The 16,718-nt window shown below is 70.0% G+C and carries 16 protein-coding genes and 4 pseudogenes; 9 read left to right on the top strand and 11 right to left on the bottom strand.

Translation table 11 applies throughout. From position 1 onward, the window contains the following. Window positions 1-22 precede the first annotated feature (22 nt). Window positions 23-724 (bottom strand): TetR/AcrR family transcriptional regulator, encoded by a 702-nt coding sequence (locus tag K7472_RS09755; RefSeq protein WP_222976237.1) that lies wholly within the window; start codon window positions 722-724, stop codon window positions 23-25. Window positions 725-868: 144 nt separating this feature from the next. Between K7472_RS09755 and K7472_RS09750 the strand changes: the two genes are divergently transcribed. Together K7472_RS09750 and K7472_RS09745 are read left to right on the top strand one after the other, a co-directional pair. Beyond that, on the top strand, window positions 869-1,828 hold the full coding sequence (locus tag K7472_RS09750; RefSeq protein WP_308013833.1) for an AurF N-oxygenase family protein: 960 nt from the start codon (window positions 869-871) through the stop codon (window positions 1,826-1,828). A gap of 107 nt (window positions 1,829-1,935) precedes the next feature. Next, window positions 1,936-3,435 (top strand): FAD-dependent oxidoreductase, encoded by a 1,500-nt coding sequence (locus K7472_RS09745; protein ID WP_222976235.1) that lies wholly within the window; start codon window positions 1,936-1,938, stop codon window positions 3,433-3,435. Here the strand turns inward: K7472_RS09745 and K7472_RS32545 are convergent. Next, entirely contained in the window at window positions 3,329-3,853 is a 525-nt protein-coding gene (locus K7472_RS32545) for a VOC family protein (RefSeq protein ID WP_252395394.1), read from the bottom strand. The two genes, K7472_RS09745 and K7472_RS32545, sit on opposite strands and share 107 nt — an antisense overlap. Between K7472_RS32545 and K7472_RS32540 the strand changes: the two genes are divergently transcribed. Beyond that, on the top strand, window positions 3,852-4,067 hold the full coding sequence (locus tag K7472_RS32540) for a hypothetical protein (protein ID WP_252395464.1): 216 nt from the start codon (window positions 3,852-3,854) through the stop codon (window positions 4,065-4,067). The two genes, K7472_RS32545 and K7472_RS32540, sit on opposite strands and share 2 nt — an antisense overlap. 33 nt (window positions 4,068-4,100) lie before the next feature. Here K7472_RS32540 and K7472_RS09735 read toward each other — a convergent pair whose 3' ends face one another. The 6 genes from K7472_RS09735 to K7472_RS09710 all read right to left on the bottom strand — a co-directional run bounded on the left by K7472_RS09735 (window position 4,101) and on the right by K7472_RS09710 (window position 10,321). Beyond that, on the bottom strand, window positions 4,101-5,060 hold the full coding sequence (locus K7472_RS09735; protein WP_222976233.1) for a hypothetical protein: 960 nt from the start codon (window positions 5,058-5,060) through the stop codon (window positions 4,101-4,103). A 208-nt stretch (window positions 5,061-5,268) separates the two neighbouring features. Further along, entirely contained in the window at window positions 5,269-5,916 is a 648-nt protein-coding gene (locus K7472_RS09730) for a response regulator (protein WP_252395393.1), read from the bottom strand. A 65-nt stretch (window positions 5,917-5,981) separates the two neighbouring features. Next, on the bottom strand, window positions 5,982-7,277 hold the full coding sequence (locus tag K7472_RS09725; RefSeq protein WP_222976229.1) for a sensor histidine kinase: 1,296 nt from the start codon (window positions 7,275-7,277) through the stop codon (window positions 5,982-5,984). A 260-nt stretch (window positions 7,278-7,537) separates the two neighbouring features. Further along, the gene (locus K7472_RS09720; protein WP_222976227.1) at window positions 7,538-8,056 is read right to left on the bottom strand and encodes a hypothetical protein; all 519 of its coding nucleotides are present in this window, start codon (window positions 8,054-8,056) and stop codon (window positions 7,538-7,540) included. Window positions 8,057-8,283: 227 nt separating this feature from the next. After that, window positions 8,284-9,252, bottom strand: a complete 969-nt coding sequence (locus tag K7472_RS09715) for a trypsin-like serine peptidase (RefSeq protein WP_222976226.1) — start codon at window positions 9,250-9,252, stop codon at window positions 8,284-8,286. A 307-nt stretch (window positions 9,253-9,559) separates the two neighbouring features. Beyond that, the gene (locus K7472_RS09710) at window positions 9,560-10,321 is read right to left on the bottom strand and encodes a class I SAM-dependent methyltransferase (protein WP_222976223.1); all 762 of its coding nucleotides are present in this window, start codon (window positions 10,319-10,321) and stop codon (window positions 9,560-9,562) included. A gap of 557 nt (window positions 10,322-10,878) precedes the next feature. Between K7472_RS09710 and K7472_RS09705 the strand changes: the two genes are divergently transcribed. The 3 genes and pseudogenes from K7472_RS09705 (at window position 10,879) to K7472_RS09695 (ending at window position 12,072) form a co-directional block, all read left to right on the top strand. Further along, window positions 10,879-11,100: an MbtH family protein gene (locus tag K7472_RS09705; RefSeq protein ID WP_308013832.1), complete on the top strand. Its 222-nt coding sequence runs from the start codon at window positions 10,879-10,881 to the stop codon at window positions 11,098-11,100. Between the two features lie 344 nt (window positions 11,101-11,444). Next, a pseudogene (locus tag K7472_RS09700) lies at window positions 11,445-11,765 on the top strand (IS30 family transposase); the annotation flags it as partial. A 13-nt stretch (window positions 11,766-11,778) separates the two neighbouring features. Beyond that, a complete protein-coding gene (locus K7472_RS09695; RefSeq protein ID WP_222976219.1) occupies window positions 11,779-12,072 on the top strand; it encodes an integrase core domain-containing protein in 294 nt (97 codons plus the stop codon). Window positions 12,073-12,237: 165 nt separating this feature from the next. On the opposite strand, the gene K7472_RS09690 is transcribed toward K7472_RS09695, so the two are convergent. Both K7472_RS09690 and K7472_RS09685 read right to left on the bottom strand, forming a co-directional pair. Beyond that, complete coding sequence (locus K7472_RS09690) at window positions 12,238-13,071, bottom strand: nuclear transport factor 2 family protein (protein ID WP_222976216.1); 834 nt, start codon at window positions 13,069-13,071, stop codon at window positions 12,238-12,240. A 1-nt stretch (window position 13,072) separates the two neighbouring features. Further along, the gene (locus tag K7472_RS09685) at window positions 13,073-13,876 is read right to left on the bottom strand and encodes an alpha/beta fold hydrolase (protein WP_222976214.1); all 804 of its coding nucleotides are present in this window, start codon (window positions 13,874-13,876) and stop codon (window positions 13,073-13,075) included. Between the two features lie 81 nt (window positions 13,877-13,957). On the opposite strand from K7472_RS09685, the gene K7472_RS09680 reads away from it, so the two are divergent. Beyond that, on the top strand, window positions 13,958-14,809 hold the full coding sequence (locus K7472_RS09680) for a helix-turn-helix domain-containing protein (protein WP_308013831.1): 852 nt from the start codon (window positions 13,958-13,960) through the stop codon (window positions 14,807-14,809). Between the two features lie 59 nt (window positions 14,810-14,868). Here the strand turns inward: K7472_RS09680 and K7472_RS09675 are convergent. Continuing rightward, window positions 14,869-15,039, bottom strand: a pseudogene (locus K7472_RS09675) (transposase); the annotation flags it as partial. Between the two features lie 232 nt (window positions 15,040-15,271). Between K7472_RS09675 and K7472_RS33820 the strand changes: the two are divergent. Continuing rightward, window positions 15,272-15,520, top strand: a pseudogene (locus K7472_RS33820) (IS701 family transposase); the annotation flags it as partial. Window positions 15,521-16,166: 646 nt separating this feature from the next. Then, a pseudogene (locus K7472_RS33665) lies at window positions 16,167-16,445 on the top strand (hypothetical protein); the annotation flags it as partial. Window positions 16,446-16,718 lie beyond the last annotated feature (273 nt).

Below are 16,718 nucleotides of genomic sequence, written 5' to 3'. Positions count from 1 at the left end.
CTGCCCAACAGGGCTCGGACACCTACGAGTTGGTGGCCTGTTCGGTGGCCGCCGCGGGATGTTCGAGATCGAGCGGCTGGTGGGGGTCGAGGCTCAGGCCGCTCGCGCGCAGCGTCTCGTCGAGGACGCACCAGATCCACCGGGCGAGTTGCGCGGTGAGTTCCTCGTGGCCGAGCCCGTCGGCGTGGTCGACCCAGCGCACGCTGGCGGTGTCCACGAATCCCACGATGCCGAAACCCAGCGGTTCGGCCGCGCGCGGATCGCCGTCGAGGGCGGTCAGATAGCCGGCGAAGAGCCCGGACAGGTGGGCCCCGATGGCGGTCTTGATGTCGGCGACGGCGTCCATCGTGCCGGTGTGGCGGCTGAGGTAGCGGTACAGGTGGATGTTCTCGCGCAGCCAGCCGACGTAGGCGCCGACCGCGTTCGTGATCATCTCCATCGGCGTGCCGCGCGGGCGCCACAGGGGTTGCAGCGCGGCGGTGACCGATTCGGCGGCCCGGGCGGCGACCGCGCGTTGCAGGTCTCCCGCGTCGGCGAAGTGCTTGTACAGACGAGTGCGCGCCACCCCGGCCTCGTCGGCGATCTGCTGGGTGGACACCTCGGGCCCGAACCGGGCGATCGCGGTGATCGCGGCGTCCACGAACTCCGTGCGGCGCCGTTCGTGCTGCCCCTCCCAGCGCGTCTTGCGTCCGTCCACCTGCTGCGGGGCCTGTCTCGGGGGCATGTGCCGAGTCTATCGGCGGGCGCCGATCCGGATTCCCCGGCACCGGGGGCTATGCCTGGGCGGTGGTGTGGCTTTACCCTCAGCTTTAACGGGTACATGGTGTACCTGTAACTTCACCGACCCCCGCAAGGGAGGTATCGAGCCGTGAGTCACAGCACGCACACCCCCGCACCCCGGCCGACCGCGGCCGCCGGCTCCCCGGCGCGCCAGGACCAGGGGCGCCCGCCCAGGGAGGCGGAGGACGTCTCGCGCCGGCTGCTGGAGTCCTCGGCGATGCTCAGCTACGACCCGGCGACCGAGGTCGACTGGGACGCGCCGCTCCCGGAGGACGCCTACGGGCTGAATCCCGAGTGGAGCACGCTGTACGGCACCCGGCTGTGGCAGGAGATGACCGAGGCGCAGCGGGTCACGCTCACCCGGCACGAGGTGGCCTCGATCATGAGCACCGGCGTGTGGTTCGAGATGATCCTTCAGCAGCTGGTCCTGCGTGACCAGTACGTGCGCGACTACGCGACGGCCGAGTTCCAGTTCGCGCTGACCGAGATCGCCGACGAGTGCCGGCACTCCATCATGTTCGCCCGCGCCTGCCAGAAGATGGGCATTCCGGCCTACTTCCCCAAGCGCCCGGTGGTCGAACTCGCCCGCATCCTCAAGACGGTGGGCAACGCCGAAGTGGCGTACGGCGGCATCCTGGTCGCCGAGGAGGTCCTCGACGTCATGCAGCGCGACGCGATGCGCGCGCCGAACGTGCTCGACCTGGTGCGCACCACGAGCCGGATCCACGTGGTCGAGGAGTCCCGGCACATGCGGTTCGCGCGCGCCGAGATCCGCGAACGGGTGCGCCACGCGGGCACGTTGCGCAAGCGGTCCTCCGCGCTGGCGATCGCGGTCGTGGCGTACTTCATCATCACCAGCCTGGTCAACGAGGGCGTCTACGCGGCGGCGGGCCTGGACACCAGGCGGGCGGTCGCGGCGGCGAGGAACAACCGTCACCACCACGCGATGATGCGCACCGGCTCCGCGCCACTGATGGACTTCCTCGGCACGTCCGGCCTGCTGACCCGGCCGTCGAGCGCCATCTACCAGCGGGTCCACATGCTCTGATCCGCGGGCGCCGAACCCGGGCCCGCGCCGCGCGCCCGTCCACGAACACCCGCCCCGATCACCACACCTGACGTGCCATCACCACGTCACTCCCACGGAACCGGACCATGGCCTACGCGATCACCCAGACCTGCTGCACGGACGCGTCATGCATCGCGGTGTGTCCCGTCAACTGCATCCACCCCGCCCCCGGGGAGCCGGACTTCGGCACCACCGACGTGCTCTACGTCGATCCGCGCACCTGCATCGACTGCGGTGCCTGCGCCGACGCCTGCCCGGTGGACGCGGTGAAGCCCGCCGACACACTCACCGGCCCGGACGCCGTCTACGCCGAACGCGGCGCCCGCTACTACGCCGACCGCGATCCGAACCCGGCGTGGACCGAGCCCAGGATCCCGCGGTCGTTGCCACCCGGCACGCCCGCGCCCCGGGTCGCGATCGTCGGCACCGGCCCCGCCGCCTGCTACACGGCGCAGGAGCTGCTGCGTTGCGCCGATGCCGAGGTGACGATGATCGACCGGCTCCCGGTGGCGGGCGGGCTGGTGCGGTTCGGGGTGGCGCCGGACCACGTCGGGACCAGGGGGATCGGCGAGTCCTTCGCCGCGCTGCTGCGGCACCCACGGGTGCGGACCCATCTCGGTGTGGAGGTCGGCACCGACGTCACGCACGCGGACCTCGTACGCCATCACCACGCCGTGGTCTACGCGGTGGGCGCGGCCGCCCCCCGGCCGCTCGGCGTCCCCGGCGCCGACCTGCCCGGCAGCCTGCCCGCGACCCGCTTCGTGGCCTGGTACAACGACCACCCGGAAGCGCCCGCCAACCTCGTCGACCTGACCGGCGTGCGGCGTGCGGTGGTCGTCGGCAACGGCAACGTGGCCCTGGACGTCGCCCGCCTGCTGGCGGTCGACCCCGACAGCCTGGCCGGCACCGGCATCGCCGCCCATGCGCTCGACGCCCTGCGGGCCGGCGGTCCGCGCGAGGTCGTCGTCCTCGGCCGCCGCGGGCCGGGGCAGGCGGCCTACACCTGGCCGGAACTGCACGCGCTCAAGCACCTGCCCGGCGTGCGGCTGGTCGTCGCCGACTCCCCCGAAACACGCGCCGCGCTGGCCCGCGCCGACCCGGCCGATCCCACCGATCACGCGGCACTGCTGCACGACGTGCCGATCGAACCGGTCGACTTCGGCTCCGCCCCACCGCCCGGTCGCCGTATCGTGCTGAGCTTCTCCTGCGCGCCGGTCGAGGTACGCGGCCTAGGCCGGGTGTCCTCGGTGCGGACCACCACGGGCGACATCGACGCCCAGTTGCTGGTCAGCGCGATCGGCTACCGGGGCACGCCGCTGCCGGACCTGCCGTTCGACGAGGCGACCGGGACCGTTCCGCACGACCGGGGCCGAGTGGAGGCGGCGCCCGGCACGTACGTCGTCGGCTGGATCAAGCGCGGTCCGTCCGGCGGCATCGGCGCCAACCGCCTGTGCGCCCAGGAGACGGCGGACTCCCTCCTCACCGACGCGTCAGCAGGCCGCCTCCCCACCCCACCGGGCTCCGCCCGCGACTTCCGACGGTTGGTACGTGGCGGTGCGCCACGCCCGATGGCGGGGGCACGGTAGGGATTGACGCACCCCGGGCCCGGTGGGGGCCGTCCGGCCGGAGCTTCGGTCGGACCAGGCGCACCCGGATCAGTCGGCCTGCCCTGCCAGGTCGTGACGCAGACCTCGTTGCCCTCGGCGTCGGCAAGGATCCAGAAGGCGGGGGCGCGTCCGCGCTGACGAGGCGGCCTCCGGCGGCACGGGCGCGCTCGACGCGTCCCGCCGCCTCGTCATGCGGAACGCAGACGTCGAAGTGCACGCGGTTGCGTTGCGGACGCGGGCGGCCCATCCGCTGGAACCACACTGCGGGTCCCTGGCCCAGCGGGTCGACGAGCGGGTCCTCGGGCCCGTCGTGCCCGGCCTCGTCGGCGTAACCTAGCACCGCCTTCCAGAACGGCCGGATCGCGGCGATGTCGAGTGCGTCGACGGCGATCTCCATGACCTGGACCGATCGCGGCGGCACCGGCCCGGTGTCGGGGCGGGTCTCCAGCCCCAACGACCGCACCACCGCCGTCACTTCCTCCGCGATGGCGACGTCGCGGGTGGTCACCGCCGCGCAGGTCAGCGATCGGAGGGTGAGGACGGCGCGCTTCCGGACGCAGGTCGATCCGGAGCCCGTACCACATACGCACGCGAACGGGGCGGGCCAGTGAAGGCCCGCCCCATGCCGCACTGTTGAGGGTGCGTCAGCTCACTGACACCTGCCAATCGCTGTTCGGCGTGACCATCGAACTCGCCACCCCACTGCACAGGTACGTGGAGGGGTCCATCGAATCGCTGGGGAACGCGGAGGAGTTGCCCGGGTCGGCCGGCGACCAGCCTGCCGACGTCTGGACCTGGAGGGAGCTGCTCTCGACCGTCCGGCCCGACAGGTCGTCGCAGACCTGGACGTTGCCGGTGGAGCGGTCGACCGCGGAGTAGAACTCGAACATGTCCCAGCCGTAGTCGACACCCGCCTGGTCGGTGCCGCCGCTGGTGAAGAAGGTCTGCCAGGCCTTGGTCGCGTAGTCGTAGAGGTAGGCCGTCCACGTGTTGCTGGCGGCGTCGGTGAGCGCGACCTCCACGGTGTACGCGCTGCGGCCGTTCACCGTCGTCCCGTAGTCCTTGAGGAACGAGCTGTCGACGTCGACGCTGGCACCCACGTCCTGTCCGGTGCTGGTGCACCAGTCCCACGCCCAGATCTGGGGCTGGTCGTTGGTGTGAACGGTCACCATCTCGATGCAGGCGCCGTCGCGCGGCTTGAGGGTGGGCGCGTAGAGGACGTCGTCGCTGTTGGTGAGCCGCAGCGAGGTGTCCACGCTCTGGGTGGCGATGACGGAGGTGAGGGCGTGACTGGAGGCGGACACCTTGGTGCCCCACCACTCGTGATGGGTGGAGTCCGCCAGCCGGGGTGTACGCGTTGACGAACGCAGCTGCCGGAATCTCTCGACGGCCGCGCGGTTTCTGGCGGTGACGGCACGCGCTCCGAGGACGCGGCCCTGGACCGTGCCGCGCACCGGAGCACTCGGGCCGGGGGGTGACTGCGGGACGGGTCGGGCCGCGGCGCCGGTCGTACTCGCGGCGACGAGCATCAGGCCGCCGACCGTGGCGGCCGCGATGGCGCGAAGGAGACGCCGCGCCCTGCCGGGCATGGTAAACGTGTGCATGACAAGCCTTCTCCTGTCAGGGAGGTGGGGGTAGGCCGTGTTCATGGTGAGGCGCGGCAGCGGCGCACAGCCAGCGGCCGAACACCACGGGAAGTCGCCATGGCGAAAATATGACAGCCACCGATGAGGTGCATGTCGTTGCGACGCACTATAACTGACGCATCGTCAGTTTCACCTGGCATGTGCGGCGCGGCACGGCACGCGCTCGCTACTGTGCCAGGCCCGTGCGATACGCGTAGCGGACCGCCTGCGCCCGGTCGCGGGCACCGGTCTTGGCGTAGATCCGGTTGACGTGCGTCTTCACCGTGGCACGGCCCAGGAAGAGCCGTTCGCCGATCTCCCCGTTGGACAGGCCCTGCGCGATCAGGCGCAGCACCTCCCCCTCGCGCGCGGTCAGACCATCGGGCAGCCCCGGCGCCGCGCCGGACCCGGGGTCGTCCTCATCCGTCGCGACCTCATCCTTCGCGTCCCGGCCGTCGGAAGGCAGGCCATCGGTGACCGCGGTGACCAATCGGGCCTGCACCACCGGGTCCAGCCACGTCCGGCCGCCGTGCACCGTCCGGATGGCGTGTTCGATCTGGTCGGCGCCGGCGTCCTTGGTCAGGTACCCCTTGGCTCCCGCGCGCAGGGCCGGGAAGACCGAGGCGTCGTCCGCGTACGTCGTCAGCACCAGCACGGCGATCCCCGGTGCGTCCTCCCGCAGGACCCGGGTGGCGGCGAGTCCGTCCATGCCCGGCATGGCCAGGTCCATCAACACGACGTCGGGCCGGTGTTCGCGGGCCAGCTCGACGGCCTCGGCACCGTCCGCCGCACCGCCCACCACGTCCATCCCGGCGTTCAGGCCGACCAACAGCATCAGGCCCTCGCGGGTCACCCGTTGGTCATCGGCGACCAGGACCCTGATCACGCCTGCGGCCTCGCTCACCCGGGTATCTCCATCTCCACGTTCCAGCCTCGCCCCTGCGGCCCGGCGTGCGTACGGCCTCCGACCCGTTCGATCCGCTCCCGCATGCCGCGCAGACCGTTGCCGCCGCCGGTCCACGCCCGAGCGGCCGCCACGCTCCCCTCCCCGAACCCGTTCCCGCTGTCGTCCCCGCTCCCGTTCCCCTCGTCGCCGTCTGCCCGTCGGGCTGCGGGTCGGCCCTGGTCGGTGACGGTCAGGGTGGTGCCTTCCGCGGTGTAGCGCAGCAGCACAGCGGTGGGTGAACCGGGTGCGTACCGGGCGGCGTTGGTCAGCGCCTCCTGCACGCCCCGGTACAGGGCCAGGTTCGCGTCCGGGGTCAGCTGCCGGGGCTCCCCGGTCACCGACAGCGCGATGGGCAGGCCGAGGTCGCGGCGGCAGCGGTCGACGAGCGCGGTGAGCTGGTGCAGCGTGGGCACGTCGTCCCCGCGCAGCGCGGCCACCGCACGCCGCGCGTCGGAGAGCCCCTCGCGGGTCAACTCGCCACCGCGCACGATCAACCGGTGCAGCGCGGGGTCCACCTGATCGCGTTCGGCCAGCTTACGGGCACCCTCCAGTTGCACGGAGAGCGCCGACAACGACTGGGCGAGCACATCGTGCAACTCCCTTGCGATACGGGTGCGTTCCGCGACCGCGGCGGCCCGAGCCTCCGCCTCCCGGGAGTCCTCCAGTTCGGCGAGGAGCAGTTCGGTCCGGTTCTGGCCGAGCCGGGCCTGCCGGGAGAAGACGTACGAGGCGCCGAGCACCACGCACAGCAGCACGGAGGACAGTCCCGCCTGGAGCGAGATGCCGGAAGGCACGCTGGTGGTGGTGATCACGGCGATCGCCACCACCAGCGGGGCCGCGAGGAGCAGCGCGGTCCTCGGCCGGAGCCGGGCGAAGAGCATGGCCACGGCGGTCGCGACAGGTATCTCCATCAGCAAGGTCGGCCGCAGCACGGCCAGCGCGTTGCCGCTGACACCGACGATCAGCGGCAGGACGGCAGTACCGGCCCGGGACCGCGGCTCACGGTCCAGCGCCGCGAGGCTCAGCGGCACCAGGCAACCGGCCAGTGCCAGGCTGATGCCGAGCCCTTCGCCGGTGAACCCGAGCCGGGGCCGCCCCGGTACGGCGAAGCCCACGATGAGCCCCATCACCACCCACAGCGCCAGGTGCATCCGCGCACTCTGCCGGTGCTCCCGCTGCGCCGCACGGCGCCTGGCCTCGGCGACCCGGGGAGTGTCGCCCTCCCCTTCGGCGGGTCCTGACGTGCTCATGGGACGCAGCATAGAAGAGACACCTTGCAGGGCAAAGGCACGTTGCGCGGTGGAGGCGCCCTGTCCGGTGGAGACACCCTGTCCGGTGGAGGCGCCTTGCGCGACAGGGACGCCCGGTGTGACGGGGGTGTCCTGCGGCGTGGAGGCACCGTGCACACCGAGGTCCGGGACCGGTGCCGGTGCCGGGGTCGGGGTCGGGGTCCGGTCGGGAGCCTCGGTCGCGGCCCGGGAAGGCCTGTCGGGCCGACGTCGTGCGGTGTTCACGCGGCGACCGCGGCAGCCGGGTTCGCGGTGGAGTCGAGCCGGTGGGCGCGGTAGCGGATGACCACCAGGCGGGTCACCACCTCCGCGAGCGCCATCAGGACGAACGCCGCCACCCACGCCTGGGACGAGGTGATCTGATGGTTCCGGCTGAAGTCGGCTATGCGGCCGGCGGCACCGTGGTCGGAGGCGAAGGCGAAGCCCATCCGGGTGGCCATGCCCAGCACCCACAACACGGCGGCGATCACGCCCGCTTTCGAGTAGACCCCGTCCTCGCCGCGCCAGAGCCGGGTGGTGAGGCCGCACAGGACGCCGAGCAGCGCGCCGGAACCGCCCAACGTCAGCTCTAGCGTGAGGTCGTTGCCCGCGGTGGGCACGGAACGCAGGTAGTACGCGGCGGCGCCGCCGACCAGGACGACCGGCAGTACGAGGCTCGTCATGTCCAGGCGCCGGGCCCGGATCTGCCGGACGACGAGGAGCACGAGGATGCCGTTGATGAGGTAGTCGGTGGTGTTCACGGCACCAGACTGCTCCGGTCGGGCCGCCGCGTCCTCAGCCGACGGGTTGATCGCCGGGTTGATCCGGGCGGCCCCTCTCCACCTTCCGCCTCCACCCCTCCCGGGCGCTTCTCCACCCTGGGGTGGAGGCGGCGACCACCGCTCGGAACAGCGCGGCGGCGAACTGCTCAAGACGACACAGGACGGCACCGCGTGACCGCTCAGGGCGACTCGGCGGCGGCCACGACTCAGGACGGCTTGGGGAGCGTACAGCCCGGCAGGCTCAGGTCGATGGTGTTGCCCTGGGCGACGCACGGCACGATGCCGTAGGTCTCCTCCGCGTACCCGATGCCCTCGTGCACGGTCACCTGGCCGTTCTGGTCGACCTCGCAGGGGTTGTCCAGCGAACAGCGCTGACCGTCTTCGTTGAGCGTGTTGTTGACGGCGACCACCTGCCCGGTCGCCACGTCCTCGACCGGCGAACCCGACGTGCCGCCGATGGTGTGGCAGGCGGAGGTGTAACGGACCGAGTCCTTCCAGACCCAGTCGGCCTCGTGCAGTTGGTAGGCGAACCCGTCGATACCGCACGCGTACACGGTCTTCCAGTACCCCGAGACGACGGCGATGGAGGTCCCGGCCGCCGGGTGGTCCGGCGAGAGCGTCAGCGGCTTGACACCGTAGCGCTGCTCGATCTGGGCGTAGGTGGCGTTGAGTTGGTAGATCGTGATGTCGGTGTCGGTCATCGTCGCGTAGTCGACCTTGGTCGCGCGCAAGGTGCCGGCCTTGGCCGCGTTGGACTTAAGGAGGGTGAACGTGCGGCTGGAGGCCTGGTTCACGATCACCTGACCGGCCGTCGGCATGCCGGTCTCCAGGCAGTGGCCGTTCGTCAGCACCAGCGCGGGGTCGTTGACCGACGAGGCGGGCACACGGATGAGCGATCCGGAGCAGTCGTCCAGCGCGACGATGCCGGAGAAGTCGGTCGTCGCCCTGGGGGCGGTGCCGGTGAGAGTGGTTCCCGTGCGAGTGGTTCCCGTGCGGGCGGTGTCGGCGCGGGCCGCGCCGGCGGGGGCGCGATGGACGGAGACGGTACGAGTCGGGGAACCCGGGGAGTGTGCCGGGTCGGAGTGTGCCGGGTCGGCCTGCACCGCCGCAGCGGTGGAGATGCTCGCTCCCACCAGGGCCAGCGTGGCGAGAGCGGCGACGAGAGGCTTGTTCATGTGGGGGGTCCTCTCCGCATGTCCGCCCGGAACCCCTGACCTGTCCGTGGTTCGTGGTCTGTGGTCCGGCGCGGTGTGGACTCCCGGGGATTGCCCGGGAGTTGGCATGCGCATTGTCAACGCGTCGGGTCGTGGCCCACAAGAAGTGATTCCGGCCGCACGGGCTCCCGACTCCCGGCCTCCGACTCCCGGCCTCCGGCTTCCGACTTCCGGCTTCCGACTCCCGCACTCCCCTTCGCCCTCTCCCGACGACGCCCCTCCCCACGACGCCCCCCTGCCGACGACGCCCCTCCCCCACGCTCTCCGCTCAGCTCGGCTTACGCGCCTCGATGAGGAAGCGCGTAGTGGTGGCGACGAACGGGCCCTCCGCGCCGATGCGTTCGTGCAGTTGCCGGAGTCGGTCCCGGTAAAGGTCGACCGTGAATCCGGGCACCATCCAGATGACCTTGCGCAGGAAGTAGACGACCGCGCCGATGTCGAAGAACTCGGTGCGCAACCGCTCGTGGCGCAGGTCGACCACCTCAAGCCCGGCCGACTCCGCGCCCGCGCGGGCGTCGTCGGGATGGCGGCCCCTGCGGACCGCGGGCGATTGCGGCCCGAGGAAGTACTCGACGACCTCGAACACGCTCGCGGGGCCGACCTGCTGGGACAGATACGTACCGCCCGGACGCAGGACCCTGGCGATCTCGTCCCACCACACCGTCACCGGGTGCCGGCTCACCACCAGGTCGAAGGCCTCGTCCGCGAAGGGCAGCGGGGGCTCGTCGGCGTCCGCGACCACCGCGACGCCCAGCGGGTGCAGCAAGCGGGTCGCCTTGGCGACGTTCGGCGGCCAGGATTCCGTGGCCACCGTCAGGGGCGCCGGCCTCGGCACGGCGGCCAGGACCTCTCCGCCGCCGGTCTGGATGTCGAGGGCAGCCGATGCGTCGGCCATGCGCTCTCCCATGAGGCGCTGATAGCCCCACGACGGACGCTCCTCAGTAGCCCGCCCATCCAGCCAGGAGAAGTCCCAGCCCTCGACGGAGGCGGCCTCCGCCTCCGCCACCAAGTCCTCGAACGTGTCACCCATGGCGGCATGCTCCCAGCACACCGGGCCTGCGGCGATCGATTATCGGGCGGCCTCGCCGATGGCAGCGGGCGCGAAGGGGGCGTCAAACAGCGGATGCCAACAAGTACGTGCGCCTCCAGGCCTCCATACGCCCCCAGCTTGTCAGAGCGCCCGGCACTACGCCCCACTCGGGATCATAGACGTACATATCGGGCGTGCGGTGGCCGGTTTTCACCACTCTTGACGGGGCTGGCGATTGCCAAAAGCACAACCGCGAGAAACCTGTGAAACAACCGCCCTGGTCGCCACCGACACTCGACAGAAAGGACCGATCGACCGACTCCACGGACCCCCGACGTGCGGGCTCAATTCCGCCGTTCACGCATGGAGAGGGTGGGCCCGGGCGTAGGATTCGCGAATCGCGCCGGTGTGAAGATTTGGTGGTGTAGCGTACTCACGCTCGATCGATACCGGACGGAATATCGAGCGCGCCGGAGCGCATGGTCAGGGAGCGCACAACCGTCCCGGCCTCTCGTTGGACACCAACCGGCCCGTGGACGAGAAGAGACAGGGAAGCCGTGGGCAATCCTTTTGACGATGATTCTGCTCGATTCGTCGTTGTGGTCAACGAAGAGCGTCAGTACTCGCTCTGGCCCGCCACCTCCGAGGTGCCGGCGGGGTGGGAAGTGGCGCGACCCGAGGGTTCGCGGCAGGAGTGTCTCGACTTCGTCGAGGCCAACTGGACCGACATGCGCCCGGCCAGTCTCGTCGCCGCCATGCGGGCCCGGCAGACCGACTAGGGCGCGTATTTGGTCGTGATCAAGCGACAGCTCTGGTGAGGTCCTTGATCCAGATCATCGCGCCGCGAAGGTGGAGGCCGGCCCGCGAAAATCGCTGTTACGTCTCCGCTGCACAGTGATAGAAAAGATCAAGAAGGACGCCGACCTGGTCCATCACAGCGACCGCGGGTCTCAAGGCGAATTCAATCGATCGTCGCACCACCTTGATTTCGGAGGTGTTCAAGATTGCTCCGGAGGGCTGGAGCAGGAAGACCGGCGATGCGCCCGTAGGACTTCGGCGGCAGTGGCGTGCTGACCGGGCGCTGCGGCCGGCGATGCGCTCGTCTGGCCGGCCTGATCCGTCGCTACGCAAGACCCTCACCTGGGACCGCTGGAAGGAACTCTCCGGCCACGCCCAGTTCGCTCTCGACACCGGGACGAAGGTGTTCTTCGCCGATCCGCACTCGCCCTGGCAACGACCGACGAACGAGAACACAAACGGGCTGCTGCGTCAGTACTTCCCGAAGGGCACCGACCTTTCCCGGTGGTCGTCCGCGGACCTCGAAGCCGTCGCCCTGGCGATCGACAACCGGCCCCGCGAAGTCCTCGGCTGGCGGACACCGACCGAGGTATTCGAGGAACAGCTACGCTCACGACAACAGCCCGGTGTTGCGACCACCGGTTGAACTCGCCCAATACGTGTCCATCCGATACACGGAGCGTCCCGCCGAGGTCGGCGCCTCCGCGTCGGTCGGGTCCGTCGCAGACAGTTACGACAACGCGACGGCGGAAGCCCTCAACGGCACGTTCAAGGCAGAGTTGACCGAGCATCAGGGACCCTGGCGAGACTTCGACGTGGTCGAGCGGGCCGTCTTCCAACAGGTCGCGTGGTACAACAGCGAACGACTCCACTCCGCCCTCGGCTACGTACCGCCCAACGAGTACGAACAGGCGTACTGGGCGCAACTGGAGGAAGCCCCGCAGACCGCTTGATCACACGATCGCGGACTCCACGAAACTCGGGGCAGCTCAAACAGGAGCCGAGTGGCCACCCTGGACGAACATCGTCATCTGCACACCCCCTTCGGATCAGGAATTGTTGGCGGCTGGTCAACCGCCTGATCAGCTGGTACTGGTGCGGTGACCGGGTGCGTTCAGTCAGGCGATGCCCGGCGGGTTGGCGATGATCATGCGCCAGCCGAGCCCTGAGGTGTGCCGAAGGACGTTGGTGGCGGTGCCCTGGGTGTCGACTCGCTGCCCGTCGGGAGTGGTGATGTGCAGCGTGTAGTCGACCACGATCAGGGCCACGTCCTTCTGCCGGAACACGTGCCGGGTCCGGTTCTCCAGCCGCGCGTCGGCCGCGATGAGTCGCCTCAGCTCCTGGCCGACCTGTTCGTGCCCGTGAACCACCGATCCATCGGAGGTCCGCATGGTCGCGTCCGGGTCGTAGAGGCTGTGCAGCCGGTCCAGGTCGCCCGCGTTGAGTGCCTGGTCGAACGCGCCGGCGAAGGTCGCCGGGTCGGTGATGATCGCGTGATCCACCGGTGTTTCCTTTCCTCGGCCTGCCGAGGCGATCAGCGCCCTCAGCGTGGCCAGAGACGTGGCCTGTCCGCCGACGACGAGGTCATCGTCGGCGATGTCGATGAAGCGGATCCAGATGCGCTGGGTGTTCTCGTCGGTCGGTGCGCAGCCCTCGACGGCCATGAGTTCCCGGGTGATCCGCGCGCCCAGGTCCAGCTTCGCGTCCTCGGTGATGGCACCGCGCAGTGTGCTGACCTCCACGTAGTAGAGCGGCTTCTGCGGGAGGCCGGCCGCCTTGAGGAACGCGGTCGCGGGCAACTGCTCGAACAGCACCCAGATCAGTTCGGGTGCGATGGCGCTGTCCCGGAATCCCTCCGCGGTATAGGTCAGCCCACCGAGCGCGGCAGCGATCCGCGCCGGGTCGTGACCGCCGAACGCGGCCTCGCTCGTGGTGATCTTGACCAGTGCCATGTCAGCCGATCTGCTTCCGGAACGTCGCGATCTGATCACCGAGTTGATCGGGCTTCTCCACCGGCAGCAGGTGGCCAGCGCCGGGAATGACCTCCAGTTGCGCTCCGGGAATGGTCGCGAGCACGTGGCTGCGCAGCAGGTCGACCGGCTCGACCCGATCGTGCTCGCCGGCCACGACAAGGACCGGGGCCTCGATCCGGGCGAGGTCGGCCGAGACGTCCTCGAGGATTGTCCGCGCCGGCCACTCGTGCTTGGCCGGTTCGGCACCCGCGAGGCTGTCCTGGACGATCTGCTCGCGGATCTCCGCCCCGAGCGGCGCGTGCGCGAGGACGGCGTCGAGGGTGGCGAGTACGGACTCACGGCTGTCATAGGCGGCGGCCATCTGTGCTCGGACCTCGCTGGGGACGGATGCGGGCTTGGCTGGTGCCGGGGCAACCAGGACCACGCCGTGCAGCCCGGCCGGGCGCCGGGAGGCGATCAGTTGCGCGACCTTGCCGCCCATGCTGTGCCCGACCAGCACGTAGTCCGTCAAACCCATCTCGGTGATCACGGCCAGCGCGTCATCGGCGAGATCGCCGGTCGCGTAACCGGTCGCGGGCGCGGTCGACCGGCCCCAGCCACGGTGGTCGATGGCCACGCAGTGCCCCTGACCGGCCAGGCGTTCGAACACCGGGTGCCAGGTCCGGGTCGACCCGCCCCAGTAGTGCAGGAACACCAGCGCCGGTGTGCCCTCGCCTGTCTGCTCGACATGCAGCGTCGCTGCTCCGGTTTTGATGCGAGAATCAGTCAGTTGCAGCTCGGTCATACCTGTGGCCCCTTCTCGTGCGATCACTGAATACAGTGATCAGATTAGGGATCAGCGCTGGTGGAGAAGGGACCTGGACCAGTGAAAACAAGACAGGCGATCCGCCGGGTGCCGTTCCAGGCGCCGACACCGTTCGATATCGAGGTGATGACCATCGCGCAACTGTGGGCGATGGCACCTCCGGGCTACCTCAGCTCGCCTCAGCGCCCCGCCTTCCACCTCCTGGTGCTGGTAACCAGCGGCTCCACGACGCACACCGTCGACTTCGAGGAACACCACCTGGCCATGGGATCGATGCTGTGGGTGCGGCCCGGCCGGGTCCAGGTGTTCGGCGAACAGGCCACCGGCGACCTGGTGTTGTTCCAGCCAGACTTCCTGATCCCCGGCACGCACGCGGCCGGCCTCGCCGGCGACCACGGCGGCCCGGTCGAAGCCACCGGTCCGTTCGAGCCGACCCGGCGCGCGCTCCGGCGTGAATACACCCGGGCGGCCGGCTCCGGGCGGCCCACGGTCGTGCAGACCGAGACACTGCGCCACCTGCTGTCTCTGCTCATCCTGGAACTGGCCCGGCACGCCCCGGACCCCAGGCGGCCCGATCCCACCGGACTCGACGCGCGGTTCCGGGACCTCCTGGAGCGGGACTTCGCCACAGCCCACGATGTCGAGCACTACGCCCAGCGGCTTGGCTACTCCGCCCGCACGCTCAACCGGGCCACCCAGGCCGCCACCGGGGAGTCACCGAAGCAGGCCATCAACCGCCGGCTCGTCCTCGAAGCCCGCCGGCTGCTCGCGCATACCGACCAGCCGGTCGCCCGCCTCGCCCGCCGCCTTGGTTTCCGCGACCCGTCGAACTTCTCCACCTTCTTCATCGTCCACACCGGACAGTCACCCACCGCTTTCCGCGCCACTGCCCGGCCAGCGGGCGGCAGCTGAGCCAGGACCACCAGTGTCCGCAGCGCCGACCGGATGCCCTCTACAAATTGTGAACGGTCCCAGGCGCCGAACTCGGCGGGCATCTCCCGCCACTGCGCTCCCGAGCGGAACTTCCAGACCACGCCTTCGAACTGCTGCCGCAGCCGTACCGGATACGGGCCGTACTCGCCGATCGGCAGGTACGGCTCGATGAACTCCCACTCTCGATCTCTCAGTTGCGCTCGCGTCATGCAAGACGATCTACAGGATCGCAAATCACCGAGAGTCAGAAACCGCCATATTGATCACGACCCGATACACGCCCTAGTACTCCAGCAGCGTTTCGCTATCTTGCCTGGTCAGAGGCGTCGTCGGGGAGTGTAGTTGGCTGATAGGGTGTCAGGGGCAGTCTTGACTGACCGCCCCTCCAACGAGTGGCACCGGGAACTGCCTGAGCGGTGATGAGGGCAGCCTCCCCGTGTGATCGATGACCTCGCCGACGCGACCTGGGACCGTGAACTCAACGACCTCTTCCTGCGTATCGGCCACCGTTTCGGCCGCGCCGACCTGCGACGCCGCATGCGTGACTACGTCCGCGCCCTGCTCGACCCGGTCGGCCGCAAAAACGGCTGGCAACTGGCTGAACACGCAGGCCACCGCACCCACCGCGCTTCCGGCCCTCTCGCGGCCGGACGGTCCGCAGCAGCTCCTGCGGACCGCGTCCGACCCGACCGCTCGGTTCCGGTTCATCATCTGGTCATCCCCATTCCACAGGGCAAAGCCGTGCGCGAAATCATGTGCGCCGGACGAGGTTCTTTTGTCCGGCGGCAGCGACGCTGCCCGGGAACATCCGACGAGTGCCCCCGATGGCTTCGCCATGCCCAAATGGAATATCCGGAAGCCACCCCTGAAAGGGCAGAAGCACCAGGCACGAAGCCGAGGACCGCCTCCTCCCCCTCACCGCTTCGCAGGAATGCGTGTGGGACGGGCAGGCAATCGATCCGAAGAGTCCGAAGTGCAACATCGGCGAATGCGTAGAGATCCGCGGGCCGCTCGATGAACAACCTCGAAAGGGTTGTCGAAAAGCTGGGTGATTCCTGTGGAAGCATCAACACCGAGTTCGTGAGCCAGGACGATGCCGTCTACCAGCGGGTGGTGCGCGGGTCACTCACTCATGTGCACCGCGTGGACCTCAGCGCGGGCCGACCCGGTCGCCCCCGCCGAGCGGTACATGGCGGACGACATGGCGACGGTGGACACCATCACCGCGCCCCGACGCACGTACGCCTTGCTCAGGCTCGGTCCCGAACTGCACTGGTGGTACGTGCGCCACCACGACGTCGCCATCGACGGCCTCAGCGGTTCCCTCCTCTCCCGCCTGCGCCGTCCCGCCCTGACCGCCGACCGCTTCGTGGCCGACCCGTTCGGTCCCGCCGGTGGCCGGATGTACCGCACCAGGGACGTGGTGCGGTGGAACGACGACGGGCAGCTGGAATACCTCTCGCGCGCCGACGACCAGGTCAAGGTGCGCGGCCTCCGCATCGAACTCGGCAAGGTGGAGGCCGCGTTGACATCGCTGCCGGGCATCCGCGCGGCGTGCGCCACCGTCCGGGAGGACCGGTCGCTCGACTCGTCGCGGAATCGCCGCGCGGTGGCGGCGGGTCCGCACCTGCCCGCGCTGACGGAACGGACGCTGCTGACGGAACACTGTTGACGTATCTGTCGTACCTCGTCGGCACCGGCTTCCTGCCCGGCCCCGGGCGGGCCGCGTAAGTCCCTCACAGGTCCGTGGCCGCCCCGCAGCTCGCAGCTCTGGCGGAGGCGGCCACGGCCGTACGGGGTGCGGGCAGCGGTCTGGATCGCGGCGGGCGGGGGCGCGGGTTAGCCTGGCAGGGACCGGGCCCGCGCACGGGACTCTCACCCGGGCCGT

The sequence above is a fragment of the Streptantibioticus parmotrematis genome (assembly GCF_019890615.1).
GTDB classification, from domain to species: Bacteria; Actinomycetota; Actinomycetes; order Streptomycetales; family Streptomycetaceae; genus Streptantibioticus_D; species Streptantibioticus_D parmotrematis.
Note: the sequence above shows the minus strand (reverse complement) of the source record. Positions and strands in the feature narration are given on the sequence as shown.

Coding starts and splice junctions, on each gene's coding strand:
- K7472_RS09690 (WP_222976216.1), bottom strand. CDS start 13,071: ATGGCACTGGTCAAGATCACCACGAGCGAGGCCGCGTTCGGCGGTCAC.
- K7472_RS32540 (WP_252395464.1), top strand. CDS start 3,852: ATGACCTGGACCGATCGCGGCGGCACCGGCCCGGTGTCGGGGCGGGTC.
- K7472_RS09710 (WP_222976223.1), bottom strand. CDS start 10,321: ATGGGTGACACGTTCGAGGACTTGGTGGCGGAGGCGGAGGCCGCCTCC.
- K7472_RS09730 (WP_252395393.1), bottom strand. CDS start 5,916: ATGCTGTTGGTCGGCCTGAACGCCGGGATGGACGTGGTGGGCGGTGCG.
- K7472_RS09735 (WP_222976233.1), bottom strand. CDS start 5,060: ATGCACACGTTTACCATGCCCGGCAGGGCGCGGCGTCTCCTTCGCGCC.
- K7472_RS09715 (WP_222976226.1), bottom strand. CDS start 9,252: ATGAACAAGCCTCTCGTCGCCGCTCTCGCCACGCTGGCCCTGGTGGGA.
- K7472_RS09685 (WP_222976214.1), bottom strand. CDS start 13,876: ATGACCGAGCTGCAACTGACTGATTCTCGCATCAAAACCGGAGCAGCG.
- K7472_RS09745 (WP_222976235.1), top strand. CDS start 1,936: ATGGCCTACGCGATCACCCAGACCTGCTGCACGGACGCGTCATGCATC.
- K7472_RS09755 (WP_222976237.1), bottom strand. CDS start 724: ATGCCCCCGAGACAGGCCCCGCAGCAGGTGGACGGACGCAAGACGCGC.
- K7472_RS09725 (WP_222976229.1), bottom strand. CDS start 7,277: ATGAGCACGTCAGGACCCGCCGAAGGGGAGGGCGACACTCCCCGGGTC.
- K7472_RS32545 (WP_252395394.1), bottom strand. CDS start 3,853: ATGGAGATCGCCGTCGACGCACTCGACATCGCCGCGATCCGGCCGTTC.